This window comes from Bradyrhizobium sp. BLXBL-03 (assembly GCF_051853015.1).
Classification (GTDB): domain Bacteria; phylum Pseudomonadota; class Alphaproteobacteria; order Rhizobiales; family Xanthobacteraceae; genus Bradyrhizobium; species Bradyrhizobium manausense.
This window is the reverse complement of the sequence record NZ_CP182470.1, coordinates 7,157,350-7,182,584: the sequence shown is the minus strand read 5'-3', so window position 1 is coordinate 7,182,584 and position 25,235 is coordinate 7,157,350. Positions and strand designations below refer to the sequence as shown.

The following is a 25,235-nucleotide window of genomic DNA, read 5'->3' as shown; positions in this document are numbered from 1 at the left end:
TAAACATTCTGCTGTCGATATGCCCAGCCGGGCCTTGCGCGATCGGCTGGCGGCCTTTGTCACCAATGGCGGCGAAGTCGAGGCCAGGATTGCTACGGTCGCCTCCTCAACTTTCATGCAAATCCGGCAATCGCTTGCTCTTCATTTTTGGCAGAAGCGCTTTGACTTTGGCGCAATCAAACGCGAGCTCAGGCGCCACTCGTCAATCAAGCCCATGGAAGGTGGTGAAAGCCGACGGTTATCTCGGCCGCTGTTCGCGACGAGACCGGCCCGGGCAATGGATACTCGCCTCGCACGGCCAAAGTCACGGCTTGGTCTTCGCCTAGCTGGAGCTGCTGTTGCAGGTTAGTTTTGGATTTTTCGTTCGGCTGGTCGTCGCCCCAACGGCGCTCATAAGGGGGGACTATCGCTACCAGAAGTGGCAAGCCATTCCTTCCCTTAGGGAAACATTTTAGACGCCATGACACGCATATTGACGAATGCCAACTTCTTAGATTTGCCTACGTATTAAGCCGGAGCACAATTGCTAGTTGGACACTCAGATATGTCACAGTTCCAACCGGCCGTCTTCGGCAAGCGTTCGTAACGATCTGCCGCGCAGCTTTGCCTGCAGCTTATCCAACCTCGCTAGTCCCTCCTCGATGAGGTTTGTCGGGAGATAGCTAAAGCACAGGCGTACATGGTCACCACTACGCGGGCCATAATGACGGCCATGCAGAAGGTGCACGTCGTGTTCGCAGCGCGCAGCCTCAATGAAGGTCTCAGCCTCAATTCCGCCGGCGAGCCGTACCCAAAACGAGAAACCACCGCTTGGAAGGAGATATTCTGGCGCGCAAAACCGGCTACGCTGCAGTAGCGTGTGCAGGCTGTCCCGCTTGGCACGATAATGCTGGCGTAGTCGCACAATGTGCGCATCAAGTGCGTCCGACTGCAGCAACGATAAGACGATATTGCTGACAATAGGGCTGACCCCGCCGTCGCATTTGAGGCGCGCCAGCCTGTTGATGACATCTGAATCCGCGAGCACCCAGCCCACTCGCAATCCGGGTCCCGCGATCTTGGATATGCTGTGGACGTTTATGACGTTGCCACCCGGCGGCAGCCAATCAGCTGGACCGTCATACGGCAGCTCCGAATAGACGAGATCCTGCACCAAAGCCACGCCATGCCGGGCTAGCATCCCGGCAACGCGCGCCATATGGGCGCGCGATATTTGCCGCCCCGTCGGATTATGAAATGCAGGCGCCGTGTAGAAAAGTTTCACGCGGGGCTCGCGGCGCAAGGTCGTTTCAAGCGCGCTCAGATCGACGCCATCGGCGTTCATCCCAAGCTGGAGGATGGTCGCTCCCGTGATCGAAAAGATGCGCAGTGCACCCAAGTAGGACGGGTCCTCGGTCAGAACGATATCGCCTGGGTCGAGTAAGACGTCGCCAATCAATTGCAGAGCCTGTGAAGCACCAGCTGTAAGGATAACCTCCTCATCCGGCACATTATAGCGTTGTGCGAGGCGTGTCCGGAGCTTGGGCAAACCCACCGCGTCCGTATATTGAAGCAGATCGGCCGTGGCGACGCCGGTATTTTGGCTTAATGCGTCGGGCCAGGCCAGCTCTGAGAACCTAGCCGGATCGGGGAGCCCATAGGCGAAATTGATGCCGTGCTTCGCACTTGAGTAGTTGAAGGGTGCAAAGCCCTGAGCGAGGGAGCTGCGCGTCGAGACAGTCGAGTTCATGGCTTCTCGTTCATCTCCCGCTATTTTGCTTGGCTTGGCGTTTACGAAAACGCTCATTGTACGCTGCGATAAAATGCGCAGGTACCGCGGCGTTGAGGACTGGGAAGTCTATTTTCGGTGGCAGGCTGGCTTTCGCTGCCAGCTTGAAGGACGGCTGCCAGGCTGCACCGTAGAAATGTCGGCCATATCGGATCGCTAGCTCGGGTACCACAGGATACAGCAGGCTCAGGAATAGCGAGATCTCCATGGCGTTCCACATCCCGCTGTTGTCACGCGCAAAATCGGCTGCCTGGAAGTACTCATCGACAAAATCAAGCGCATCCCAGAAGCGGAGTTCCTCGATTGCATCCGCGTAACGCTGAGCCAGGATCCGCAGACGAGACCGCAGACGTCTAGAGTCCAATGTGCGTGCGTTGCCTGCATATTGGCGCAATGCATCTTCAAAGACCCGAAGGTGCGACGCCGCCGTGACCAACCCGTCAACATTGAACTCGTTTTCGTCTCTGCCGAATGGCCGTGCAATTCGAGCGAGTGCGTAACGAATGACGTTGGGGTCCACGTCGCGCGCAACCTCGTCGGCCCAAAGCGCATGGTCGCGACCGGTCGAAAACTTTTCGCCTTCGAGCTTATAGAAATCCTGGACCGAGTGGTTCGTGGGAATTGGATAGCCGCGCGCGAGCAGGACGGCGGTCACACCTATCGTGTAGTAGAAGCGGTTGTCCTGGCCCATGAAAAACACAAGCCGGGTGCGGGGGTCGTGCATGGTTGATTTCGCATCCCGAAAGTCGTTGGCGCATTGCTCTCGAATTCCGGTGTCAAAGCACCACAAGCCTTCGAACCACGTGAGCAGGGTTTGGCCGAACAAAGCTTCAGGCTCAGTTAACTCCACACCATGACTGAACTGGCGCGACATCGGCAGACCATGCTTATCGCTTGCCAGCCAAGCTCGCGCCTTGTCTCGTATGGACTCCGGCCAGGCGCTTTGTCCAATGGCTGTCTCTAGCGCCTGGGTGAGGCGGGGCGTATCGAACACCGCCTGCTCAATGGACCTTAGTTCAAGCTTGCGGCCGCATGTGGTGTGCCTGGCATTGCGCAACGTGTCATGCCGAATTGCCAGGCCACAGTTCTCACACAAATTACTGTCGGCAGCTGAGTTGCACGCCGGACAATTTCCAGTGGCAAGCGAATCCGCGACAAATTCGTCGCAATGCTCGCAATAGAGTTGGACACCATTTCGGACCTCGACGTAACCGGCCTCCTGCAGGTCGCGGAAAATCGAAAGAGCGTTCTCCTTGTGTATCTCGCTGGACGTGCGAATGAAGACATCAGGCGTAATGTGCAGCGCACGCAGGCCCTGCAGGATCTCGTCAATGTGCTTTTGTGCGACCTCGCTAACGCCTTGCCCGAGCTTTCGCGCCTTTACGAGCGTATACGTGCCGTGCTCATCCGCGCCGGTGATATAGTGCGCGCGATGGCCGGCCATACGCTGAAAGCGCACGAAGATGTCGGCGAGCAAGTATACGCCGCCGACGTGACCGAGATGCAACTTGCCGTTAGGGCAGGGGGGAGCTGGACATACGAAATAGGTACGCACGTCAATCCCACCAGATAGAGAGGAACTTGAGGGGGCTTTCCTGGCTGAGATTGCGGATCGCGTGCATCTGGTGTGGTGGCATGTAGAACAAAGTCACGTCCTTCACCGACCGGGTCTGCCCGCAAGCTTCGAATTCTCCCTCACCTGAGATCAGCACCCACAATTCGTGCTCATGGTGGGCGTGCAGATCGACCGCGCCACCGGGTATGACCTCAACAACCGAGGCACCGAACTCGGGGCTGAGATCATCCGGCAAATGCTCCAGCAAGCGACAGACCAGCGCGCCATATTCGGATCGCATCAGGGAGCGATCGATCTGCTTTGTGTACACGTCTTTCCTTAAGTGTTGCGGTCATCACGATAAAAGATGCCGTTAGGCTTCTTCAGATCTTCAAGGTCAGAGACCTTGCCCTCTGGCGGGTTATAGGCACGTTTCATCCGGTTGTACTCGGCACGATCAGGGCCGCCGGTAGATGCCCGCTGGAACACCAAGTAAATCACGCGGCGGGAGCGATCGCTCTTGTTCGGTAGTGAGTAGTGCGGCGCGTAGTCGTCGAAAATAAAGACGTCGCCCGCGTTCCACGGTGTCGGCTCCCATTCAAAGCTCTCGGCCACGTCCGGGTTGATGACGCCGCCGGCATCCATGGGAAAAACTCCCTCCTTATGCCGCCCTGGAGTGAAAAATAGCCCTCCATTGTCGGGAGCCGCATCGTCGATCGCAATGGCTGCGATAGCATGCACCATTCGCTCCGGGATCTTGTGGGGGATATGATAAATGTCCTGATGTGGGCGATACCCGCCGCTATCAGGATATTTGAAGATCAGTAGCTCCTTGAGCATCCGCGTGTCTTCATCGAGTAGCTTCTCGATCGCGGTGCGGATGCGACCGTCGGCCAGCAGCGTCTGGCGTAGAGCATCATGGTAGTCCAGGAAGTTTTCGACCTTTGAGATAATCTTACGATTATCGGTGGTCTTCTCGAACCACTTCATCCATTTGTCGGTGCTTACGTCCCAGCGCGCGACGTCCTCCACGAAATCAGAGATCCTGTTACGCGTAGGCGCATCAAAGAAGCCTTCGAGCCGAAGATATCCGTCCCTATGCCATTTTGCCTTTTGTGCGTCGGTCAGCATTTTGCGAGCTCCTTTCTCATTGTTACAGAGAGCCAATTCTTGCCTTTGGGCGGAGTGTGGTTGCCAATACTCCGTTAAGTACGGTCGCACCCAATAGCGTGAGTAACATCGCATTGATGCCAAATTCGTAGATCAACTTCCCTCCAAGCACCGGAAAGCCGAACGATCCGAGAAAATAGGCTAAGGTGAAGATTTGTGAGGCAACTGGCACGGAGAGCCCATGCTCGCCGGCGAGATTGACGGCTATTCCGTTAAGTGTGGAATAGCTGAGCCCGTAGCCTGTGGCGAAGATTGCGGCGGCCAGAATATAGAGCAGTTCGTTGCCAGGATTGACGATGAACAAAGCCAATGAGGCGCCGGTCGCGATAATGAGCGTGAGCGCAAGCCGCTCGACGGGCACTCGATCCAGCATATGGGCGACCGAGAAGCGGAGCGCCACGCTGGTCACGGTGAATACCAGGAAGAAGAGGTCGGGATTGAGGTGGCGTGCTGCCGCATAGGCGCTCTGATATGTCGACAGCCCTGAGAAAATGCAGGCCGCAACCGCGATCATCATGATCGGCGCGGCCGTCGCGTGTCGCAGCAGCGCGATCGTCTTGACCAAGGTGACCTCGATGTGAGGCATGGGGACAGATGGGATCTTCAACATGGCGTGCCCCGCCACGCCTATGCAGATGGTCGCGATGACGCAGGCGATGGCGAACAATGCGTACGTGATCGCCATTGAGCCTGTGTATTCCGTTAGAAAGTGGCCGAGCGGGGCCGCCAGGCCAAGCCCGGCCATTTGTGCGCCAGACAAGATCGTCAGATGTTGGATGCGGGCGGTGGGGCGTAGATGGCGGATGATCTGCAGCGGCGAGAGGATGAACAACACGGACCATCCCACACCGACGAGCATGCCGCCTGCATAAGCTAATCGCGCATCTAACACTGCGGCGGCAAAGGCTGCCATCGCCAGCGCCATCACGACCGAGGCGGCAGCCATCGTTGGCATAATGCCGATACGCTGAGCCAGGCGGCCAGCCAGGCAGCAACACACGATCGTCGCAACCATGCCACTGGAGATAATGAAGCCCGCGACCTCGTGCGCTAACCCAAGAATTTCCATATATTCCGGCAAGATGAAGCTCGAGCCATAGGCCGCCGCGATGACACTGGATGCGAGCAAAAATGGTCCGGAGGCGCGGTAGGGCAATCTGCAAGCGAGGCGGTCCGCAGCTCCAGGAGGCACATCGACAATACGCAAGATAGAGGACCGTGCCGCGCTCATGGGATCGCGCCTGTGTTTTCCGCCGACGTCGCTGCCTCCGATCCAGCGTTCAGCTCTGCATGGTCTGGATTGTCGTATCCGTCGAGCGAGTGCTCAGATCGATCCAAATAGAACGGCTGTCCGAGGAGGCTGTTGATAATGAGGCTGTTGCGGTACGCCACCAGCGACAGGTTTGCGCTCTGTAACCCGTGCTGCAGGCGGCTTTGATTCTGCAAATAGACCTGGCCTGGCATTGGCTTGGTGAAGCTGACCGCGTAGTCGGGGCCGAGCACGGGCAGGTTGTTCTCCATGTGCGCGCTGCCCAGGAGCGACTGCAGAAATAGGGGAGTTCGCGGCCGAAAGCCGGTGGCGAGTACGATGCGGTCAACGACGATGCTGCGATGCTGCTGCCTGGTGAGACCGGTCAGATCGACTCGCCAGCGTTTGTTCAGGGGCGTGATGTGCTTCAGGGTGACATTGCAGAACAAATGGAAGCTCTCAGATGGCGCGCCTTCCACGTCTCGTTCATACAACATGTCGTAGAGGCGATTGCACAGTTCTGCAGAAATGCCATCGCTCGTCAGCTTTTCACGCTCGATGAGGGCGCGGCGGTGCTGAAACGGCAGGGCGTGAAAGCGCCGGCTATAACCGGGTATATAGGCCTCATTGACGAAACTGCTGTCGTCCATTGCAAACAGGTTTGAGCGCGCAGTGATCCAGGTAATCCGGGGCGTATCGGGGCGATTGAGCATGTGCTCGACAATCTCCGCGCCGCTCTGACCGCCTCCCACCACAAGCACATGCTCGTCCGTCCGAGGTAATCCCCGGTCAAGATACTCAGCCGCATGATAGACCGTGTTGCAAATGAGGGGCTTAGCGCATCGGGGAATCTTTGGCTCGATACCAATTGCGACCACCACGGCGCGCGCCAGATATGTGGTTGTGTTCGTACTGACGCGATAAGCGTCCCTGGTGGCGGTCACATCCAAAACGTCTTGGTGAAAGCGGAGCGTGCCGAGTTGCCGTGCGACCCACTGGTAATAGTCGGTGAACTCCCGCCGCGAGGTCGAAGCGTTGCGTTTGTTGATGAAATTGTAGAGCCGCCCATTGACTGCGAGGTAGTTCAGGAAAGAATAGGGACTGGTGGGATCGACCAAAGTCACGCAATCCTTGAATGGCGACACTTGTAATCGGCTGTTCGGTAACACCAAGCCCGGATGCCAGCAAAATGCCTCGCGCTTCTCCAGGAATAATGCGCGCAGAGGAGTGGGTTCAATCAGCGCCGCCAGGCTGAGATTGAATGGACCGATCCCGACGCCAATGACATCCAGCGTATCCACGAAGCTCTCTCTCGCGCTTGCATAAGGTCGCCCCACTTGAACAAGGCGATCAGTTGTTGCGCGTGGAAGCCTACAATCTGACACTACGTGAGATACAAGTTGCTTTATCGCCGCACTGAAGGTGTTGTTTTGATAAGGTCGCTTCTCCTTGGCGACCGCAAAATGTGCATCTCCTGCAGCGTTGTCTCGCGGACGGCGAAAGATGGGCGCATGCGCGAAAGTCGCGGCCGGTTATGGGTTCTGGTAGTTGACCGAACGTGCCCTAAGCATGTAATGCGCCCCTCGCGCCGGCTGAAACCGCACTCTACGGGCTGCAAGCGGAAGAAGATGTTCGTGTGCCGTACGACTTGAAGGCTTGAAATGTCGGCTGCCGGATTGCGGCGGAAGAGTGCGGTATGAAACCCATGCTCACGCTCGAAAGCTCTCTGCTAATCGCAAAAAGTTTCTAAGGAGAAGGTCTCCTCGTTGGGTCAGGATCGATTCGGGGTGGAACTGCACGCCGAAGGTCGGTTGATCGCGATGTGCTAGCGCCATGATCTCGCCCTCGTCCGAACGCGCCGTGACCATAAGGGGCGATGCGTTTGACGGATCGAGCTCAACGACAAGAGAATGGTAGCGTCCCACACAAAGAGGAGAGGTGAGTCCTTCGAATAGCCCTTCGCCGTCATGCGTGACATGTGAGGACCGACCGTGCATGGGGCGACGTGCACGCGCCACCCTTCCGCCGAAAACGCTCCCGATGCACTGGTGCCCGAGGCAGATGCCTAAAATCGGGACGCGACCTGAAAGCTCGCGAACGATCGAGGTAGATATTCCCGCCTCTGTCGGGGAACAGGGACCGGGGGAGATGACCACGGCGCGTGGCCTGAGACGGACAATATCGCCTGTGCTGATCGCGTCATTCCGGACCACGTCCGTTGCTTCGCCAAGCCGGCGGAAGTAGCGGGCAATGTTGAAGACGAAGGAATCGTAGTTGTCGATGATGACAATCAAGGCTCACCGGAAGAACTGGCGGCAAATGCATCAAACATTCGCTGTGCTTTGGCGAGTGTCTCATCGTATTCGGCCGCGGGATCCGACATCGCCGTTATCCCACCACCTGCGTGAAACACAGCCGAGCTGTCATCGATCGTGACAGTGCGGATCGCAATATTCGTATCCATATGGCCGCTAAAGGCGAGAAAGCCGATCGCTCCGCAGTAGACCTCTCGCGTTACTCGCTCGATCTCCGTAATAATTTCCATCGCTCTCACCTTCGGCGCCCCAGTAATGGAGCCGCCTGGAAAACAGGCTTGAAGAAGGGCGACGGCGTCTTGGCCCTTTTCTAGATCCCCCGTAACGACTGATACGAGGTGGTGCACAGAGGCGTAGGATTCGAGATTGCACAGCGCAGGAACATCAACTGAATCTGGGGTGCAGACACGTGACAGATCACTGCGCAGGAGGTCGACGATCAAGATGTTCTCGGCACGATCTTTGTCGGATGTGACCAGGAGTTGAGCCTGGCGCTGATCTTCCATGGGCTCAGTGGAGCGCACGCCTGTGCCTTTGATGGGGCGTGTTTCGACGACTCGTCCGTCGAGCTTTAGGAAACGCTCCGGCGAGCTTGATGCAATTGTGAGTTTGCCATAACGTAGCAGTGCTGCGAACGGTGCGGGGTTCAATGACCGTAGTTGGCAGTAGAAGGCAACCGGATCAAATGAGGTCGTTAGCCGGGCGCAGAAACGCTGGGCGATGTTGACTTGAAAGACGTCTCCAGCCAGAATCAGGTCGACCACGCGCCGTACCGCCGCAATGTAGCCCGCGCGGCTGAAGTTCGAGTGCCATGGTCCGACCGCCCCGTGGGCGTCATTCCTCGCCAAGTTTGGATTGGCAAGGAGAGCTACAAACTCATTGGCTCGATGGCGTGCGCGCGCGGCTCGTCGCGCGGGGTCCTGCTCCGGCCAGCCAGTGGAAACGATCCAGCATCTGTTCTCTCGGTGATCGTAGCTGACGACCACATCATAGAAATGCAGGATTGCCTGAGGTAAACGGTGTCCGGAGGCTGCCGGCACCGGCAATCGCTCCAATGTCCTGTTCAGATCATACCCAAAGACTCCGGCCGCTCCGCCCTGAAATGGCGGCAGACCAGGGCGGTGCTCTTGCGGATACCTAGCAAGCAGTGTGCGAAGGGCTCCCCATGGGTCATCGCCGAGTTTTTGTCCGTTCCAACTCGCCTGTCCGTCCTCGACCATATAAGTGCCGAAGGGGTCACAGGTCAGATATGAGTAGTGCCCCAGCGGCTCCTGGTTTGCTGCGCTATCAAGGAACGTAAGATGAGGTCGGTGGGCGAGGCGCCGCATTGCAACGACAGGTGTCATCCAGGGCAATTCCCGCACGTGGATCGGGCGGTCAGTCATCGGCAAATTGCCTCCGCGTGCTGGCGAGGATCGCCCACCAAACGAGATCGAGAATAGATCGGAGCATGCAAGCTCGTGAGACTGACGCTCAGCCTAGCCTCCGACCGTCGATACAGCGCGGTGAGTGAGGAATAGCACATCGCTTGATGCATCGTAGTCGGCCGCGAACCGCAGCTCGCGGAGCGGACGTACCCGCCTGATGGATTCCTGGTACAGCTCATGCGCTTTGTAAGCTGCTAATTTCGCCTCGTTCTCGAACTCGCCATAAACAATGACGTCGATGTCGTTGCCGAGCTGATCGCTCTTGCGGTTGCGAGCAACCTCCAGCCGACTTGCATGCGGGATGGTGGTCAGAACCGATAGGCCCTCGATGATCCGGTCAATGTGCGCCTCATCCTTGGCAGTGAATAAAACAATATGACGGATCATGGATGGCTCTAGGTGTGCTATGAGAGATGGGCCGCCTAACTAACTTGGGATCGCGGCTTTCGCAACTCAACTCTGCTGCGTCGCTGGTTGATGATCGATAGTTCGCGCTGTTGTGCCCACTACCGTTGCAACTTAGCTCGAGAGTGGCACTTCTTGATCAGGAGGTCTGAAGGGCGAGGCGCTCGATGGATTGAATGTGACGTGCGAGCAGGTTACATGCTTGGTCAAGATTGCGGCTTCGTAAGGCCTGCAAAATCAGACGGTGATCTTGGTTGGACCGTGGGCGCCAGCCGGCGGTTCGCGCCATCGCGAAGACCAGCCGAGAATTGGCAAGCTGAAGCTCATCGAGGCTTGCAAGCAGCCGCGGCATCGCACAGGGCGCAACCAGGGCGTAGTGAAAGGCCCGATTGGCCATCTCAAAATCTTCGATCGTCTGGGCATTGTCTCCTTCGATCAGGGCAAGTTCAATGCGTGCAAGGTGGACCGATGAGAGCTTTGGAGCTGCATTGCGCAGCGCGACCACCTCGAGCGCTGCACGCATCTCGGCGATCTCCTTCACCGAATGCGCATCGAGCGGTGCAACCCGCACGCCTCGACGAGGTGCACTCACCACAAGATGTTGAGCCTCCAGTTGTCTAAAAGCTTCGCGCACGGGGACGTGACTTGAATTGAATTCTCGCGCGACATGATCCTGGCGCAGCGGAGAGTCGGGCTGCAGTGCGCCGTTGATAATCCGTTCGCCAATCGACTCGGCAATGCGTCCAGCAGTCGTCCTGTTCTCGATCATAGATTATCTATCGGAAAAATGGGTGCGCCCTGGTAACGCATCGATTAGCATCGATGCAATGTCGCTGACGATAGATAATTTGCGTGATTATCTATGATTATGGATTCGAGCTCATGGACCTTTGTGATGGAGTTGACCGGAACGGAAGCTGCGAGCTCGCGCAAGTCGGCGGGACGTGGGAACGCGCCGCGGCCGAAGCGCTCTATGATCTGCCCTTCGCCGAGCTGATGTTTCGAGCGCAAAGTGTTCACCGCGACAACTGCGATCCAAACCACGTCGAAACGGCTAGCCTGCTCAGCGTCAAGACGGGGGGCTGTCCGGAAGACTGCGGCTACTGCGCGCAGAGCGCGCGCTACGAGACGGGGGTGAAAGCAACCCGCCTGATGGATTGCAGCGACGTCGTCACTGCCGCGCAGCGCGCGAAGGAGGCAGGCGCGACCCGCTTCTGCATGGCTGCGGCTTGGCGAAGCCCAAAGGACCGCGATCTCGATCTGGTCTGCGAGATGGTCAGCGCCGTCAAAGATCTTGGCATGCAAACCTGCGTCACGCTCGGCATGCTAACGCCGAAACAGGCGGCGCGGCTTTTCGAGGCGGGGCTCGACTTCTACAATCACAACGTGGACACCTCGCCTGAGTTTTACGGCAACATCATCACCACCCGCTCGCTGCAGGACCGAATTGACACGCTTGAGCACGTGCGCGAGGCGGGCATCAAGGTCTGCTGCGGCGGCATCATCGGCATGGGAGAGGGGGTTCAAGATCGGCTCGACATGCTCGTCCTGCTCGCCAATCTCTCAAAGCCTCCGGAAAGCGTGCCGATCAATCTTTGGAACGAGGTCAAGGGGGTTCCTGTCGCTAACACCGCGCAGGCTCCCGACCCAATCGCGTTGGTGCGTCTGGTCGCAACCGCCCGGATCATGATGCCCAGAAGCGTGATTCGCCTGTCAGCCGGACGGCGTGACATCACTGACGAATTGCACGCGCTGTGCTTTCTGGCCGGAGCGAATTCAATTTTCATCGGGGACGTGCTGCTCACGACAAAAAATCCGACAGCCGACCGGGACGCCAGATTGCTGACCAAGCTCGGCATCACATCTACCCTTGGAAAGGGGCTGTAAGCGATCCTGTGTGCAGACCTCCAAGACACGGTTGAGAAATGCAGATTACCTTGTTGAAAGGCAAAATCCACTGCGCATCGGTGACCGAAGCCGATCTGCACTATGAAGGCTCAATCTCAATTGATCGTGAGCTATTGGACGCGGCGGGCTTCCTGGTGAACGAACGGGTCGAAATTCACAACGTCGAAACCGGCGCTCAGTTCGCCACCTATGTCACTGAGGCGCCGCGCGGCTCGGGGACTATCAACTTGAACGGTGCGGCTGCGCGACTAGCGCTACCTGGAGACAAAATCAGCATCCTTGCATACGCCTTACTTGCTGAGGTGGAAGCCAAAACGTTCAGACCACGTGTTGTGCGGGTCGATCGAGAAAATCGAATATTGCCGGTTTGATCGCGATAGCTGCCAACCGAAGCCGTTTTTCCGCGCGACCGCCCAGAATTTTGCACAATTTCAATGCCAGCCGGGTGCCACAATGAATCCAGTCCACGCGGGAAAAGCTGCCCCCTATGCCTCGGCGTTGAATGTCCTGAAAGAGGACCACCGATTGCGCAGTCTCAATCCGCGTGCGGGGATCGATTTCACGTCGAACGACTATCTGGCGCTCGCGAGCGCGCCGCGCATGAAGAAGGCTGTCTTGGCAGCGATCGAGGCCGGCACGCCGATCGGGGCCGGCGGGTCGCGGCTCCTGCGCGGCAATTGCGAGGAGCACGAACGTCTGGAAGCTGAAGCTGCCCGGTTCTTTGGTGCCGAGACAGCGCTCTTTTTTGGCAGCGGTTATGTCGCAAATTTTGCTGTCCTGACGACGGTGCCGCAGAAAGGCGATCTGCTCGTTCTCGATTCTCTGGTGCACGCGAGCATTCATGAAGGCGCGCGAGCGGGTCGCGCTGACTTTCGGATCAGCGCGCATAACGACCCAGAGGCGGTTGCAAGCACAATTCGTGACTGGTGGGCAAAGGGCGGAGTTGGGCGTGTCTGGATCGTGGCCGAAAGCCTTTATAGCATGGACGGCGATTTTGCACCGCTCAATGAGCTGGTTGCGCTCGCCGACCGGCATGATGCGTTCCTGATGGTGGATGAAGCCCATGCCACAGGCGTTTACGGTGAGAATGGACGGGGGCTCACCGCGCCTTACGAGGGCCGAGAAAATCTGCTGGTCGTTCATACTTGCGGCAAGGCGCTGGGCGCTGCCGGTGCGCTCGTCACTGCCTCCGGCGTCCTGCGAGACTTCATGGTCAACCGGTGCCGCCCCTTTATCTTCGCCACCGCGCCCTCGCCGTTGATCGCCGTTGCCGTACGAGAAGCGATGCTGATCCTGCAGCAGGAACCCGAGCGTCAGCAGCGTCTCATCGAGCTGGTCGCGTTCACGCATCGACAGATGAAAAACGTCGGTTGGAAAAGTTCCTCGAACTCGCAGATCATACCCTACATGGTGGGCGACAACGCCCGTGCGATGCAGCTCGCCTCTGCGCTGCAGGCGCGCGGCTTCGACATCCGCGGAATCCGCCCCCCAACCGTGCCGGCGGGCACGGCCCGTTTGCGAATCTCGCTGACACTTAACGTCGGCGAAGCGGACGTACGCGCAATGCTCGATGCCCTGGTCGAGGAGACGGAAGGTATACTTCGATGAGTCTAAGGATCGTGGTCACGGGCACGGATACCGGAATCGGTAAGACCGTGTTCGCATCGGGGCTTGCGAACCTCCTCGGCGCGAATTATTGGAAGCCGATTCAGGCCGGTCTCGATGGAGAGACCGATACCCAGGCCGTCGCGCGGCTGGGCGGCCTCTCAGCCGATCGAATCTTGCAAGAGCGCTACCGCCTTCGAGCGCCCGCCTCGCCCCATTATTCGGCAGAGCTTGACGGAGTTCGCGTTGATGCAGATTCGCTCGATTTGCCGGATACCGGGGGACGGCCATTGGTTATAGAGGGCGCCGGCGGGCTGATGGTGCCGCTGAGCGGCGACACACTTTATATCGACGTGTTCGAGCGCTGGCGCCTTCCAGTCGTGCTTTGCGCGAGCACGAAGCTTGGCACCATCAATCACTCGCTGCTGTCAATCGAGGCTCTCCGAAAGCGTGATATCCCCATTCTCGGGATGGCCTTCATTGGCGAACGAAATGCCGAGACTCAGACGGCCATCCGGGAAATGGGGCGGGTGCGTTGGCTGGGACGATTGCCATGGCTCTCTGACCTCACCGCGGAAACGCTGCAAACAGCGTTCAAAGCCGCATTCCGTGCAGATAGTTTCAAGTTGTATGCCGAAGAATAGGTCTCCGATCTGGCATCCGTTTACGCAACACGCTCTTCAAGACGAGATGACGCGGGTAGTTCGGGGAAATGGTGCCTATCTCCACACCGCGGATGGTCGCCGTATCATCGATGCAATCTCATCCTGGTGGGTGGTGACGCACGGTCACTGCCATCCCCGTATCGTGCGCGCGATTCAGGAGCAGGCGGGTAAGCTCAATCAGATCATCTTTGCCGGGCATACCCATGATCCTGCGGAGGAAGTTGCCGCGCAGCTCCTGAAGTTCGCGCCACCAGGGCTCGAGCATGTCTTCTTCTCCGACAGCGGCTCGGCAAGCGTCGAAGTCGCGTTAAAAATGGCACTCGGCTATTGGCATAATATAGGCGAGCAGCGAGTAAGCATTGTTGTGATGCAACATTCCTATCACGGCGACACGATAGGCGGGATGTCGGTGGGGGCGCGCGGCGTCTTCAATGAGGCGTACGGACCCCTATTGTTCGACGTCACCTCAGTCCCGTTTCCCGTAAGAGGTCGTGAGCAGGACACGCTGGACGCCCTGGAGCTAGCCTGTCGAAACGAAATTCCAGCGGCCTTTATTGTGGAGCCCCTTATATTAGGGGCAGGCGGAATGCTGATGTATCCAGCCTGGGTGCTAAAGGAAATGAAGCGGATCTGCGAGGCTTCCAGCGTCCTGTTCATTGCCGACGAGGTCATGACTGGCTGGGGTCGCACGGGAACACTGTTCGCGTGCGAGCAGGCCAACATCACACCCGATATCGTCTGCTATTCCAAGGGCATAACGGGAGGAGCGCTTCCCCTCGCCGTGACACTCTGTCGCGCGGATATTTTCGATGCCCACTATTCGAGAGATCGGACGCGCACATTCTTTCATTCCAGCTCATATACTGCAAATCCCGTAGCCTGCGCCGCCGCAAGAGCCAATCTAGAGCTCTGGCAAGATCCCAATACTCGCCAAGGCGTGGCGGCGATCGCCGCGATGCAAGAAAAGGCGATTGAGCCATTCCGGGCCGATGCACGCTTTGGAAACGTTCGGCAGACCGGCACGATTACAGCACTCGACCTGAAGACGAACGACGCCGGCTATCTCGCGGACATAGGTCCGAAGCTCCAGGCCTTCTTCAATAACCGAAATCTGCTGCTTCGACCGCTCGGCAATACGATCTACGTGATGCCCCCGTACTGTGCAACAGCGGCAGACCTTGATGAAATCTATGCTGGCATCTGGGATGCAGCCGATGCGCTGGCGGAAAGGGGCGCTCTGCGGGTTGAGGAGCCGAGCGCAAGCGTTTGTTAACTTATTCGGTGGTGTTGCGGTGATCGCGATTCCCCGAACCCCTAGCCTGGGGGACTAGGGGTCGGAGGTTCAAATCCTCTCGCTCCGACCAAATTCAGAAGATAAATCAATGAATTACATCGCGGACCTTTCGGGGTCCGTTTTGTTGTCGTCGCCGTGTAAGCACGGTGTCAGCACCGGCAAATTTTTGGACGATCGACGTTCTGCCAACACCATGTCCACCGTCCGGCGAACCCTCGCGGAGTATGACGTGGAAAACGGCAACGGGAGCATGCCCGGCAGTGATGGCGCGTGTAAGGTCAGCCTGCACAACCGAGGCAGGCCATGGCGCGGACGCGGGTCAATAAAGATCAGTTTCAGGTCGACGAAAACGAGGTCATCCACACGCCGACCAACGCCCGCTGGACGGCGCACCCCGGCCGCCCGGAGGCGGCCATCTATTCTCCGGGCATGTTGGGAAGCGTCCTTCCGAATGGCGACGACTACTGGCGCGAAGACGTCGAGCCGATCGCCCTGAAGCTTCTCGCTGAGAGGCCCATGGCATCGGAACAACAATGATCGGGCCGCCCGCTGAACGCTTCGCCTAAAGGGGACAGAATGAACCGGCTACAGAAATTCGTCGAACGAGGCGCCTTCGGAGAAGGTCCCGGCCGCACCGCGTACGTGCTCGATCCGACGAAGCTGCCCCAGCCAAGCAGCGGCTTCGAGTGGCACATCGCGGCCGACTTCCTGCCGGGCGATGCTATCCTGGCGGATCCCGGTCTGAAGCAAGTTTTCGAGGCTGCACTGAAACGCGGCTGCGCAGTCGTGGCGCAGACCTAATCTCACGAACAGCCGGACAGAATAGCTCCGATGAAGACCGACCGCTTTCCTATGAGACGTCCCGGTGGAGTAACCTACCGGAACAAGCCAAACGATGGTTCGAAGAACTTGAAGCGCTCGGCCCGCAGAACGTCCGGGCCAGATTGGCACAAGTCGATGCCGGTTCTGCCGGTTCTATTGCGATCGGCGAAATGCGGAGTTTGACGATCGGCTTCGCCCAGGAATGGCTCGCATGGCATGACCGAAGGCGGGAAGCTCTCGAAACAGCGCGGCACAATCGGCAGGTCTTCTGGACGCGCTTTGCGGCATTGGCCGCGACAGTCGCCGCGGCCAGCGCGGCGATCGGCTGGGCTTGGACGATCTTTCACAGGTAACGTTCGCGCACAGAATGAACCAGATTTTCGACCCCACCAACTGGGACTTGCTGTCCTTGCTAAAGACGGCGGTTGGAGCGGGAATAGGAACAGCCGCGGTGCAGGGCGGCATCGCCCTTTACCGAGAACGCACGCTGAAGAACGAGCATGCCGCCTACCTCGCTTTGCGGTTAGCCGTCCTCTTGGAGGCATATGCTTCCGAGTGCTGCGATTTCTATTTCGACAACGCCAACGCCGAGCAGCTGCCGAATGAACCCTATCCCTCTTGGAACACGCGGCTGCCGGACCTGCCAGAATATCCTGACGACACTGAGGCGTGGCGGACACTGGACAAAAAGCTCCTAGCGAAATGCCTGAATTTTCCGAACCGAGTTCACGCCAGTCAGAACGCTATCGCTGCATGCGGCGAGCACACGATGGACGATCTCGACATAGCGCTGGACGAACATGCATCCGCGCGCGGCGCCGAGGCTTGGGAGATCGCGTCCGCGCTCCGCGAAACGTATGGGCTCGACCGGGCCGAGATCGTCTTCGATTACTACACTGCCCTCCAAAAGGTTCTGAAACAGTCACGAGAAAAGCGCAAAAGACGAGAGGAAGGCCAATGGTCCTTCCTCAGTGAGATCTCCGCGCGCGAGAAAGATTTCCCGACCTAACAAAGGAAGTGCAACACATGCCCGCACCAGAAAGTCTGGCCTATCTGACAGCTTCGAATGCTGTTCCACTGGTCGGCGCAGACGGAAAGATGATCGCGCTTCAATTCACGCTGGGGAACGGCAAGATTGTCAATATCGGACTTGATGCTGATGCCGGTGCGCGGCTTGCGCACGACATGACAACCGCCCTTTCAGCGAGCGTTAACAGAGCCGCCGGAGGGCTCGGCTTCACGAGAATGACGCCGGTCACTCGGGTGCAGGCGCACCCGACCGATCAACCTGAGGAGATCGCCCTCGGACTGATCGATAGGGCCGGCCTCGTTCACTATTTTGTCCTTCGAAAACAGACCAGCAGCGAACTTCGTTCGTCGCTTCGATCCGCTGAAAGCAAAGCGCGCGTCGGGGTACAGATCCCAAGAGCGTGAAGCGCCGCATTCACGTAAGCTCGTCTTGCAGGACCATCATGTGCAATCTCTGACATGGCTATCCTCGATTGGTCCAAATCCATCGGCGTGGCGGCCGCAATAGGCTTCCTTGTGGTGTCGGGAATTTTCCGCGGGCCGGCCACTTGCGCCGACGGCTGGCATTCGCCTTCTATCGGGTCACGCGGAGCATGCTCGCATCACGGCGGCGTCGCTCGCACCGGATCTCTGTGGTTTCTGATCAGCATCGCTGTTGGCTTTGGGGCGTGGGCGCTTGCTGATGCCAACAGTCCGACGAGACGACGCGAGCTAGATGAGCAGAGACAAAGAAAGCTCGCAGAGGAAGCCAGGGTGCGAACGCGCCGCCGCGAATTCGATCAGGCCCAGCAGGTGGAAGGGCCACCCACAATCCGAAAAGAGACCGCGATCGACAATGCGGACGCACCAATGGGTAAGCGCTGCATCAAATGCAACGAAGCGATGAGCGCGGTTATCTCGACTGCAGGCCCGCACGCAAATCGCCTGCAGTGGAAGTGTGTAAATCCAACTTGCGACGGCGCGGTATTGATCGAGGATGACCTGTTCCCCGCGCATTCCCTGCCGGGTCGAACAAAACCACGCAGTCGTCGACCGGGGAGGCGGCGCCGGCGATAGGGAGCGTGGCTGGCCGCAGTACAGGCCGTCGCTTTGTTGCTAGGAAAGGTCCAGAGCCAGCCAGAATTGGTTAGCGGGTTGTTGATTGGTGATTGGCAGGCTTGCGGTCACTGGAGCGTATCGCTGCCTAATCCAGCCCCCAGCCACAGGCAGCGGAGGATGGCCGGCGGCGGCTGACGCCCGCCGGCCGTCTGCCCGGAAAAGGCTGGCGCGCTCTCTGCCATTACGGAGCCTTCGCAGGCCCCCCTCGCAGCAATTGACGATACCCGCTGTTGGCCATCCATAGCGCGCGCTCGAGATGGCTTTCAAACGCCTCCGCTTGGGCTCGCGGTCTGGGTCGATACCAAGGACGATCCGCGATACCTCGCGCCAGTCAGCGCCTTCAGCATTGGCGTCGAGCAGGCGCCAATACGTGGCCATGTGCTCTTCATCGTATACGGTGAGGTCTGACCCGGAGGGCGCCAGATCGGCGACAACTGGATTGAGCAGCGGCGGCATTGGCTTCCTGCGATCATTGGTTGTGGCGTCGGGATATTTCCCGGTGTTTGTGTCGGCAGCGTGACCGGTGCAGGATCATCCAAACAGCCGGCGGCAGACATTGATGATGAAATCCGGTGCGCCGATGATAGCGCCGACTAGGCCATAGCCGACGGCGCCACCGGGACCGATCTGGCGCTGCCGTCCCCCACACAGCGGCCAGAAGGCATTGCGCAATGCTTCTGCGACGAGGTAGTCAACGAACGCCTAGCCGCCCACGTCCAAACTGCCCACCGGGGCTAACCGTCGCATGAAGCATACCGCAGAACGTCCAAGCGCCGATGCGGAAGCAACAGCTCGCCCGACTAAACCGCAGGGTTCGTCAACCGCGCCACGATGCGGACCCCGCAAAAGAGGGGCCAAAATGTCGAAGCCCAATTTCGGTGCCGTCCATCGCCGCATTGAATGGAGCGACGACCGGATCGCATGGGTCCGTTTCCTCGCGGAAGAGCGTCGACTGACCGCGCGCGAAATCGCGCTCGACATCGGCTTGGCCGCGAACCAGGCGCCGCGGATCTTTGAACTGTGCAAGCGCTGCGATATTCAGCTGTCGGGGCAGGGCGGGCGACCGCGGCAGGAAATCGCCGGCGCCCACGTTTATCGCGTCAGCGTTCAGGATCGCAATTCCGGCCTGCTCGCGCGCCTCGCTGGCCGTCACTCGCTTGACCCCGGTCGGATCGCTGAAATGATCATGAATGCGGCATTGGAGACCGGCGACACCTTTTGCGAAAACCTTCTGGACTTAGAAGCAGGTCAATGACGCCGGCGCAGCAAGGCGCGGTTGCTCCGCTGGATTGATCGCGTCGGGATGCTGGCGACATCGACACTCGATTAAAGCGTTGCGCACAAAATCGATCCGCAAAGTGTGTCCTTACCTGTTGGGGCGGCTGGTCGGGATCGCCGCGGGCATCGTGAGCCGGCCCCTCGCTGGTCAATGCCGAGTGCTGATTTCCCTCCTGGCGATGGATAAATTCGAAGAAAAGCACCGTTTGACGTCGGCTAGGCTCCGGCTGCCCACCTCAACACGGGCACCCGTCCGAGCCCCAGCCGCGCCAGCCCCGGCTGGGGCTTCTTCGTGCAGCTGGACATCGCGATCGGTCGCCCGACGCCAGAAACGCTAAGGTGTCCAGTCATGGAGCTGCTACTTTGATTAGGAGAAAATGTGGTGACCTTTGACAATTGGCTGACAACCGGCGTCGTCGCGTTCTCGATTGTTGCGGGATCGGCATGGTTTCGATCTGCAATCGCCAAGGTCAAGGTACCAAAGGAGAATGGCAAGATCGTCGACTATCGAATGTCCCTAGGGGACCTTCCGAATAGCTACCAGCTCATTGTTGACGGGGTCGACGTCTACCTTACGGCTGCGTTGCAGGCAAAGTGGAATGCTGGAGCCGCGGCGGCCGCGTCAATAGCTGCGCTGCTTCAGGCGGTGCAAGCTTGGTTTCACTGGCCGATCTCGTGAGGACGCGCTGATCAGGTTCGGATCGTCTGGATCGTGCTCGACAAGGATCGGCGACAGTGCCGGCGGCGCGATAGTCGAGGGGTGTCAAGGGCGGCTTGCTTCAGCGTGGATCCGGTGAAGGGTTTGCCCTCAAGGCTTACGATGATATCGCCCCTGATGACCGCCGCTGCGCCCCTATAGCCGCAACCATCACGCGTTTTAAGAAGCGAGGTCCGGTAACGGAGGCAAACCCAACCGGACCTCGCAGCCGCCGATCCTGAGGGGAGGGCCGACGAAGGCGAATGGATCGCATAGAGAGTGCGCCGTTTTGCGTCTTTCAGGAGGATCATTTCGACGGAAAGCGTCGTTCGGCCGCGAGCCGAATGGGCTTTGAGGGGCTGGTCTTTAAGCGCTGGAAGCGGCGGGCCTTCATCGAAGCCAATGCAACTCAAAGGCCGCGCGAGCGCGCGCCGGCCGAGCCGCGCCACTTCGCGCAGAAAGAAGGCGGGCGATAAGCGATCAACGCCGATTATCGTCAGGGTTGCGATGCTAGCCGTTCGCCAACCCGCTCCGGGGTGGGTTGGTGAAGGCTTTCGCAACGCGGCGGCGGTGGTCGCTCTCGCTATGATCGTCGGCAGCAACTCTGTGCCGCCGGCGGCTTCACTGCGCGCCCATCTGCGGGATGACCATCCTCTACGGAGCGGACCCGAGTACTGCAATAATTTGAGGGTCCTAATGCCATTCATCTATCGCCCGATGCTCAAGACGAAAACCGGAGAGGCTACCGCTCTGCTGCAGCTGGCGCCGGCTCAGAGAGACAGGATCGAACCCGTCTTTCATGTCGGGGAGAAGCCGCCGGCGAAGTTTGTGGCACGCATGGCGGCCGCGTGGTCCAGCCGGAGGTGCTTCCTGGACGGAGCTTTCAATTTCAACGTCACAGGCGGACCGCAGAACTTCTACAGCATTCTCCGAGGATTGGTTGCGGCCGGGGTACAGGTCATTCCAGTTATCGAGATCGGCGCTGTCGCTGCCTACAATCAGGCGGCGCGCTCTCAAATCGGCCGCGGCGGTCCCGGCGCGATGTTGAAATGCACGCCAAGCCAGCTGCCGGGAGCAATCGGATACGCGCAACAGCAGCTGCAGCTCGCGCCTTCCGACGTCGATCTCCTGGTCGACGCGGGCCACGTAGCCGAGTTCGATCCAACATCTTTCGCCGGCTATCTTGGCAGCATCCTGCAAGCGAACTTGGGCGCATCCTGGAGGTCCGTTACGCTGGCGAGCTCATCAGCTCCGAAAGACTTCGGCCAGCTTGGACCGGGCCTGACCATCGTGCCGCGAATAGACTGGCTGACCTGGCGCCAGCTGCCGCAAAGCGATCGACCTATCGATTACGCCGACTTCGGGATCTCGCATCGAGACCTTACTGAACCGCCAGGGATGGCCATGGCTTCGGCAACAGTGAGCGTGCGCTACACGATCGATGACAACTGGATTATGATCAAAGGAAAGCGCACCACGGGAGCGTCAGGCATTCCAATGGGCGACCAATACCGGGCGCATGCGCGAACGCTGGTACGAAGGCCTGAGTTCGGTGGACTGCCGGGTTGTTGGGGCGACCAGAGGATATCAACGATCGCAGCCAACCCCAGCGTGAGCGCAGGCGGAAGGTCTCAATGGGTCGAGATCGACGCCAACCGCCATTTCGCGTTTATCGTCGACCGACTTCCTTGACCAATTGGTCCGAGCTTTCAGCGTTTCGCGAACCTCAAGCCTGAGGAGATCGATCGGAAGTTCCGAAGCCAAGCGGCGGCATAATTTCTCGGCGGCCGCACTGCGAAAGCCCTTGACGAGCCCGTGGCGCTCCAAGATCGCCACGGCCTCTGGCCGCCAAAGCAAGCGAGCCACCTGCAGAGCATCAACGGCCGGATTTCCATAGCTCGGCCGATCTTCCTGCAGACACACTGAAAGATCATCGGCCATGCTGGCGATCATAACTCCCCACCACTCGGGGATAAGCACCGACGCCTTCTTCGAATGATGATCGGCGACAACCAAAGTGACGCGATCGAAAACCTGGCTGTAGAGAGCCTGCTGAGCCGGGAGCCGCACGAGTGTGTCGCGGGCGCTTTTTATCTCGTAGCCGGAAAGCTCGCCGTTGATCACTGCGATGTCGACGCGGACGGAGCCAGCCCAAATGCCCATCTCCTCCACGATGCGCGTTCGCGCGTCGTCGTGGTGCTGTTCATCGAGATCCCGCCGCAGGGCCTGTCGGACGTCGAAATCTCTCATCTACGGTTCTCAATGCCTCCTAGCGCCCTGCATTAGCGCACATAGGACGAGTCTACAACACAGGCGTTAACCGGAGACGAAGCGGCATCAAAGGCCGGCGCAGACCGCCGTCACACCAGGCTCGCAGCGCGCGCGAAATCCAAGCCAGACGGCAGAGAACGTCGGGACGCTGAGACCGCAATAGGCGGCCGCCTGATCCAGCCGCAGCGCCGCGGGCCAGAATGGTAGGTCGGAAAACTCAATCATGGGGCCGCCCCTTCAGGAAACCATCCGCTGTATTCTGACGCGCCGGTCGCCGCGCTGACCGCGACGACCGGCGAAACGGCAACGCGCGCTATCGCTCGCCTTTGATTTTGCCCGGGATCATTGTAACGCCCGCCGGTGGGTGGATCACTTTCCGCTGCTGAAATCCCGAGACGATATCGTCGTCGACGTCCTTAGCGCCATAGATGAACTGCGGGTTGAAAAGGCACTTGTCCGACGTCACGGCGACCTTCAGCTGGTCGCAGTATTTTTCCAGCCACTCCCGAGCCGAGGCCGGTTCAACGACGGCCGTGAAGATGGCAAGGAAAACAGGGCCTCCCGCGGTGCAACGGTAGTCGTCCACGTCCGCGTAGTAGCAGTGCATCCTTTTGAGCAGGATAGGCTTGTCGAGGTACTTCCGCGTCCCAATGAAGAGGTCGCTGGGGTCAACGACTTTGTAATCGACGTCGCCTGATTTCTTTTCCGCCGGCGCGGTGGTCGACGTTTGTGCTCCGGCTGCCGAACTGAGCATGATCGTCGCTACCGTGGCGGCCAAAATATTTCGTATCATTGCATTCCCCTCTATCCGGGCTGGCTGCGCGCGCGCCCGGCTCATTCATGCTATCGCCGCGTGACCGGCGATTTGCAGAATTGTTGTGCCAAACTGCGCACAGAAACGTCCGAAGACGGTCAACATCAATCTGTCCGCGCCGCCGATCCAGCCAGCGCCAGCGTCCGATCGTATCGAAGCAGCATCGCTTCCCAGGAGCCCGGCCGGTACGACGTGCGCGTGACCGCCTCGGGCGTCCACTCAACGTGAAGCACAAGCTTTCCGCAAAAACGGACGTCGAGGGTCGACGTCCGGTCCTTGTCATCGGTGGGTCGCGAAAGCGTCAGCCGGAACTCATTGTAACGGACTTCCGAGATCCGATAGCGGTCGCCGGCGCGAACAATATTGCAGCGCTCTCCGCACCTGCGGATGATGCCCATCGCCAGCTTGCTGATGGTTTTCATCCGTCCGGTGCGGTCGGCGTTTGTCATGTGGTGCAGCGCATCTACATGCCTGTCGGCCCGCGCCACTGTATTTGGAAGTACATGTGGCCGTGGTCCTGTTCAGCAGCGCAGCATGTATCGCCAGTAGCGGGCGAACAGGCTGTCGCTGGTTGCGCGGTCGGGAGTGCTCGTGCAGCGCTCCCAGTAGAACCTTCGTATGTGATCGAAGTGGTGCATCGTCCGGTCTCCGGTTTGGTGACAAAGCGCCCCATTTTCATGGGGCGCCCCGCGGGGAGCGGGTCGATCGCTAGCACTCGGCGATCCTTAGGATTTCCTGAACGAAGCGTGTTAGGTCCTTTGGCCGGTATTGGAGAAGGCCTTCCGCGCCACGTGCCAATAATACCTGGGCCTGGATCGCAGCGTCTGCCTTCGATGCTAAGGGGGTGGCTAGGATCGCATCAGCGACGGCCTCCAAAGCGTCATACGCCGCGTCGCAGGCGGCTTCGGCCGCGTCAGAGTAGTCGGTATCGGCAGTTTGATCCGCTAGAGCGTAGATTTCTCTCTTTGCATCGGCCGTCGTCTGAAACTGCTTCCAAAGCAATTCAATCGGTGTCGGCTTCGTTAGGGAGTGCGCCCAAGGTCCGACAATGATATTGGTCCGTTCAGCTTGCTGCATGATCTAATCCATCGTGTTGCAGGTTAGGGCCGGTCATCAGTTCGCAGCTGATGGCCGGTCCGGTTGAACCTACTCAAAAAATCGGCAAATGCAACGCGGGAAGAAACCCGTAGCCGTATGTGCAGTACCGGCACAATTCCCGGTTTATTACCGGTTTGCCGGAGCGGAAGGCGCCCTTGATCTCCAAACCGCCCACAACAGAGCCGCCCGATCGATCCCCTGAGGAACAGGAAGCGATCGGCAAGTCGATCAGAAACTCGACCTCACGTGATCAAGCCAGACAGCGACGACTGAACGGCGACACAATCAAGGACCGGCATCGGCGACAGGTCACACTCGAAGACTTGCCACTGTTCGCCAGCGAGATGGACGTTTCCGTCGCGCTGATGGGACCGGGTCGCTATTCTGAATTTCGCGCGATTGTCCCGCTGCTCGAACGACGCGGCTTTCCGAAGATCGATGGGCTAATGGGCGGTCGTTACACGCCGGCTGTGCGGGCGTTCTTCGATCTGGAATATGGCCTCTACGCACAGGGCCGGGGTTCAGTGTACGGTGCGATTGACGGGCCGGAAAATTTCGGATCGTACCAAGGTCGCGCGAGAAAGCGGAAGCCGAAGACGGACACCTGATCGCCGCCGTCTATCGGGCGCAGGCCGACGCGCTGGATATCGAGGCGCAGGCTAAGCGGCGGCTTGCGGATGAATACGACGCGGCGCAGGCGCGGGGCGAAGTTCAGAAGCGCGGGGACCACCGGCGCAAAGAAGTCCGCGGCGGGGACTTCAAGCCGA

The 25,235-nt window shown here is 59.0% G+C and carries 29 protein-coding genes and 1 pseudogene; 14 read left to right on the top strand and 16 right to left on the bottom strand.

Translation table 11 applies throughout. The features are described from left to right. Window positions 1–547 precede the first annotated feature (547 nt). From ACNJX9_RS34190 to ACNJX9_RS34145, 10 genes are all read right to left on the bottom strand, one after another. Window positions 548–1,729 (bottom strand): PLP-dependent aminotransferase family protein, encoded by a 1,182-nt coding sequence (locus ACNJX9_RS34190; protein WP_439406445.1) that lies wholly within the window; start codon window positions 1,727–1,729, stop codon window positions 548–550. A gap of 10 nt (window positions 1,730–1,739) precedes the next feature. Continuing rightward, on the bottom strand, window positions 1,740–3,323 hold the full coding sequence (locus ACNJX9_RS34185) for a class I tRNA ligase family protein (protein WP_439406444.1): 1,584 nt from the start codon (window positions 3,321–3,323) through the stop codon (window positions 1,740–1,742). 1 nt (window position 3,324) lies between these two features. Then, window positions 3,325–3,654, bottom strand: a complete 330-nt coding sequence (locus ACNJX9_RS34180) for a cupin domain-containing protein (RefSeq protein WP_439406443.1) — start codon at window positions 3,652–3,654, stop codon at window positions 3,325–3,327. Between the two features lie 8 nt (window positions 3,655–3,662). Then, window positions 3,663–4,454, bottom strand: a complete 792-nt coding sequence (locus ACNJX9_RS34175; protein WP_439406441.1) for a phytanoyl-CoA dioxygenase family protein — start codon at window positions 4,452–4,454, stop codon at window positions 3,663–3,665. Window positions 4,455–4,476: 22 nt separating this feature from the next. Further along, the gene (locus ACNJX9_RS34170) at window positions 4,477–5,724 is read right to left on the bottom strand and encodes an MFS transporter (RefSeq protein WP_439406439.1); all 1,248 of its coding nucleotides are present in this window, start codon (window positions 5,722–5,724) and stop codon (window positions 4,477–4,479) included. Continuing rightward, on the bottom strand, window positions 5,721–7,043 hold the full coding sequence (locus ACNJX9_RS34165; RefSeq protein ID WP_439406437.1) for a lysine N(6)-hydroxylase/L-ornithine N(5)-oxygenase family protein: 1,323 nt from the start codon (window positions 7,041–7,043) through the stop codon (window positions 5,721–5,723). The genes ACNJX9_RS34170 and ACNJX9_RS34165 overlap by 4 nt, the downstream gene beginning before the upstream one ends. 408 nt (window positions 7,044–7,451) lie before the next feature. Beyond that, the gene (locus tag ACNJX9_RS34160; protein ID WP_439406436.1) at window positions 7,452–8,036 is read right to left on the bottom strand and encodes an anthranilate synthase component II; all 585 of its coding nucleotides are present in this window, start codon (window positions 8,034–8,036) and stop codon (window positions 7,452–7,454) included. After that, entirely contained in the window at window positions 8,033–9,442 is a 1,410-nt protein-coding gene (gene pabB, locus ACNJX9_RS34155; protein WP_439406435.1) for an aminodeoxychorismate synthase component I, read from the bottom strand. Before pabB ends, ACNJX9_RS34160 begins: the two co-directional genes overlap by 4 nt. A gap of 93 nt (window positions 9,443–9,535) precedes the next feature. Continuing rightward, window positions 9,536–9,871 (bottom strand): Dabb family protein, encoded by a 336-nt coding sequence (locus ACNJX9_RS34150; RefSeq protein ID WP_439406434.1) that lies wholly within the window; start codon window positions 9,869–9,871, stop codon window positions 9,536–9,538. Between the two features lie 157 nt (window positions 9,872–10,028). After that, entirely contained in the window at window positions 10,029–10,658 is a 630-nt protein-coding gene (locus ACNJX9_RS34145; RefSeq protein ID WP_439406432.1) for a GntR family transcriptional regulator, read from the bottom strand. Window positions 10,659–10,771: 113 nt separating this feature from the next. On the opposite strand from ACNJX9_RS34145, the gene bioB reads away from it, so the two are divergent. The 9 genes from bioB (at window position 10,772) to ACNJX9_RS34100 (ending at window position 17,617) form a co-directional block, all read left to right on the top strand. Continuing rightward, entirely contained in the window at window positions 10,772–11,776 is a 1,005-nt protein-coding gene (bioB, locus tag ACNJX9_RS34140) for a biotin synthase BioB (protein ID WP_439410175.1), read from the top strand. Window positions 11,777–11,814: 38 nt separating this feature from the next. Next, complete coding sequence (gene panD, locus ACNJX9_RS34135; protein WP_057748289.1) at window positions 11,815–12,168, top strand: aspartate 1-decarboxylase; 354 nt, start codon at window positions 11,815–11,817, stop codon at window positions 12,166–12,168. 82 nt (window positions 12,169–12,250) lie between these two features. Then, window positions 12,251–13,405 (top strand): 8-amino-7-oxononanoate synthase, encoded by a 1,155-nt coding sequence (locus ACNJX9_RS34130; protein ID WP_439406430.1) that lies wholly within the window; start codon window positions 12,251–12,253, stop codon window positions 13,403–13,405. Beyond that, complete coding sequence (bioD, locus tag ACNJX9_RS34125) at window positions 13,402–14,046, top strand: dethiobiotin synthase (protein WP_057748293.1); 645 nt, start codon at window positions 13,402–13,404, stop codon at window positions 14,044–14,046. Before ACNJX9_RS34130 ends, bioD begins: the two co-directional genes overlap by 4 nt. Continuing rightward, complete coding sequence (locus ACNJX9_RS34120) at window positions 14,033–15,340, top strand: adenosylmethionine--8-amino-7-oxononanoate transaminase (protein ID WP_439406427.1); 1,308 nt, start codon at window positions 14,033–14,035, stop codon at window positions 15,338–15,340. Before bioD ends, ACNJX9_RS34120 begins: the two co-directional genes overlap by 14 nt. A gap of 324 nt (window positions 15,341–15,664) precedes the next feature. Beyond that, window positions 15,665–15,898 (top strand): hypothetical protein, encoded by a 234-nt coding sequence (locus ACNJX9_RS34115; RefSeq protein ID WP_439406426.1) that lies wholly within the window; start codon window positions 15,665–15,667, stop codon window positions 15,896–15,898. 39 nt (window positions 15,899–15,937) lie between these two features. Further along, window positions 15,938–16,162, top strand: coding sequence for a hypothetical protein (locus ACNJX9_RS34110; protein WP_439406424.1), 225 nt, complete (start codon window positions 15,938–15,940; stop codon window positions 16,160–16,162). 388 nt (window positions 16,163–16,550) lie between these two features. Then, on the top strand, window positions 16,551–17,192 hold the full coding sequence (locus tag ACNJX9_RS34105; RefSeq protein WP_439406422.1) for a hypothetical protein: 642 nt from the start codon (window positions 16,551–16,553) through the stop codon (window positions 17,190–17,192). Window positions 17,193–17,209: 17 nt separating this feature from the next. Continuing rightward, window positions 17,210–17,617 carry a hypothetical protein gene (locus ACNJX9_RS34100; RefSeq protein ID WP_439406421.1) on the top strand — a complete coding sequence of 136 codons (408 nt, stop codon included), beginning with the start codon at window positions 17,210–17,212 and terminating at the stop codon, window positions 17,615–17,617. 874 nt (window positions 17,618–18,491) lie between these two features. Here ACNJX9_RS34100 and ACNJX9_RS34095 read toward each other — a convergent pair. Beyond that, window positions 18,492–18,766, bottom strand: a pseudogene (locus ACNJX9_RS34095) (DNA -binding domain-containing protein). Between the two features lie 403 nt (window positions 18,767–19,169). Between ACNJX9_RS34095 and ACNJX9_RS34090 the strand changes: the two are divergent. The 4 genes from ACNJX9_RS34090 (at window position 19,170) to ACNJX9_RS34075 (ending at window position 21,977) form a co-directional block, all read left to right on the top strand. Then, window positions 19,170–19,565 carry a hypothetical protein gene (locus tag ACNJX9_RS34090; RefSeq protein WP_439406419.1) on the top strand — a complete coding sequence of 132 codons (396 nt, stop codon included), beginning with the start codon at window positions 19,170–19,172 and terminating at the stop codon, window positions 19,563–19,565. Between the two features lie 405 nt (window positions 19,566–19,970). Continuing rightward, window positions 19,971–20,267 (top strand): hypothetical protein, encoded by a 297-nt coding sequence (locus tag ACNJX9_RS34085; RefSeq protein ID WP_439406417.1) that lies wholly within the window; start codon window positions 19,971–19,973, stop codon window positions 20,265–20,267. 281 nt (window positions 20,268–20,548) lie between these two features. Continuing rightward, window positions 20,549–20,761 (top strand): hypothetical protein, encoded by a 213-nt coding sequence (locus tag ACNJX9_RS34080; RefSeq protein WP_439406416.1) that lies wholly within the window; start codon window positions 20,549–20,551, stop codon window positions 20,759–20,761. Between the two features lie 220 nt (window positions 20,762–20,981). Then, window positions 20,982–21,977: a beta family protein gene (locus ACNJX9_RS34075; protein ID WP_439406415.1), complete on the top strand. Its 996-nt coding sequence runs from the start codon at window positions 20,982–20,984 to the stop codon at window positions 21,975–21,977. On the opposite strand, the gene ACNJX9_RS34070 is transcribed toward ACNJX9_RS34075, so the two are convergent. The 5 genes from ACNJX9_RS34070 to ACNJX9_RS34050 form a co-directional block, all read right to left on the bottom strand. Then, a complete protein-coding gene (locus ACNJX9_RS34070) occupies window positions 21,873–22,535 on the bottom strand; it encodes a sce7726 family protein (RefSeq protein WP_439406413.1) in 663 nt (220 codons plus the stop codon). The two genes, ACNJX9_RS34075 and ACNJX9_RS34070, sit on opposite strands and share 105 nt — an antisense overlap. Before the next feature lie 87 nt (window positions 22,536–22,622). Then, on the bottom strand, window positions 22,623–22,781 hold the full coding sequence (locus ACNJX9_RS34065) for a hypothetical protein (RefSeq protein ID WP_439406412.1): 159 nt from the start codon (window positions 22,779–22,781) through the stop codon (window positions 22,623–22,625). A gap of 88 nt (window positions 22,782–22,869) precedes the next feature. Next, window positions 22,870–23,349 (bottom strand): hypothetical protein, encoded by a 480-nt coding sequence (locus tag ACNJX9_RS34060; RefSeq protein ID WP_439406410.1) that lies wholly within the window; start codon window positions 23,347–23,349, stop codon window positions 22,870–22,872. Between the two features lie 125 nt (window positions 23,350–23,474). Beyond that, window positions 23,475–23,819, bottom strand: coding sequence for a hypothetical protein (locus tag ACNJX9_RS34055; RefSeq protein ID WP_439406408.1), 345 nt, complete (start codon window positions 23,817–23,819; stop codon window positions 23,475–23,477). Window positions 23,820–24,078: 259 nt separating this feature from the next. After that, on the bottom strand, window positions 24,079–24,447 hold the full coding sequence (locus ACNJX9_RS34050) for a hypothetical protein (protein WP_439406407.1): 369 nt from the start codon (window positions 24,445–24,447) through the stop codon (window positions 24,079–24,081). 176 nt (window positions 24,448–24,623) lie between these two features. On the opposite strand from ACNJX9_RS34050, the gene ACNJX9_RS34045 reads away from it, so the two are divergent. Further along, the gene (locus ACNJX9_RS34045; protein WP_439406405.1) at window positions 24,624–25,076 is read left to right on the top strand and encodes a hypothetical protein; all 453 of its coding nucleotides are present in this window, start codon (window positions 24,624–24,626) and stop codon (window positions 25,074–25,076) included. Window positions 25,077–25,235 lie beyond the last annotated feature (159 nt).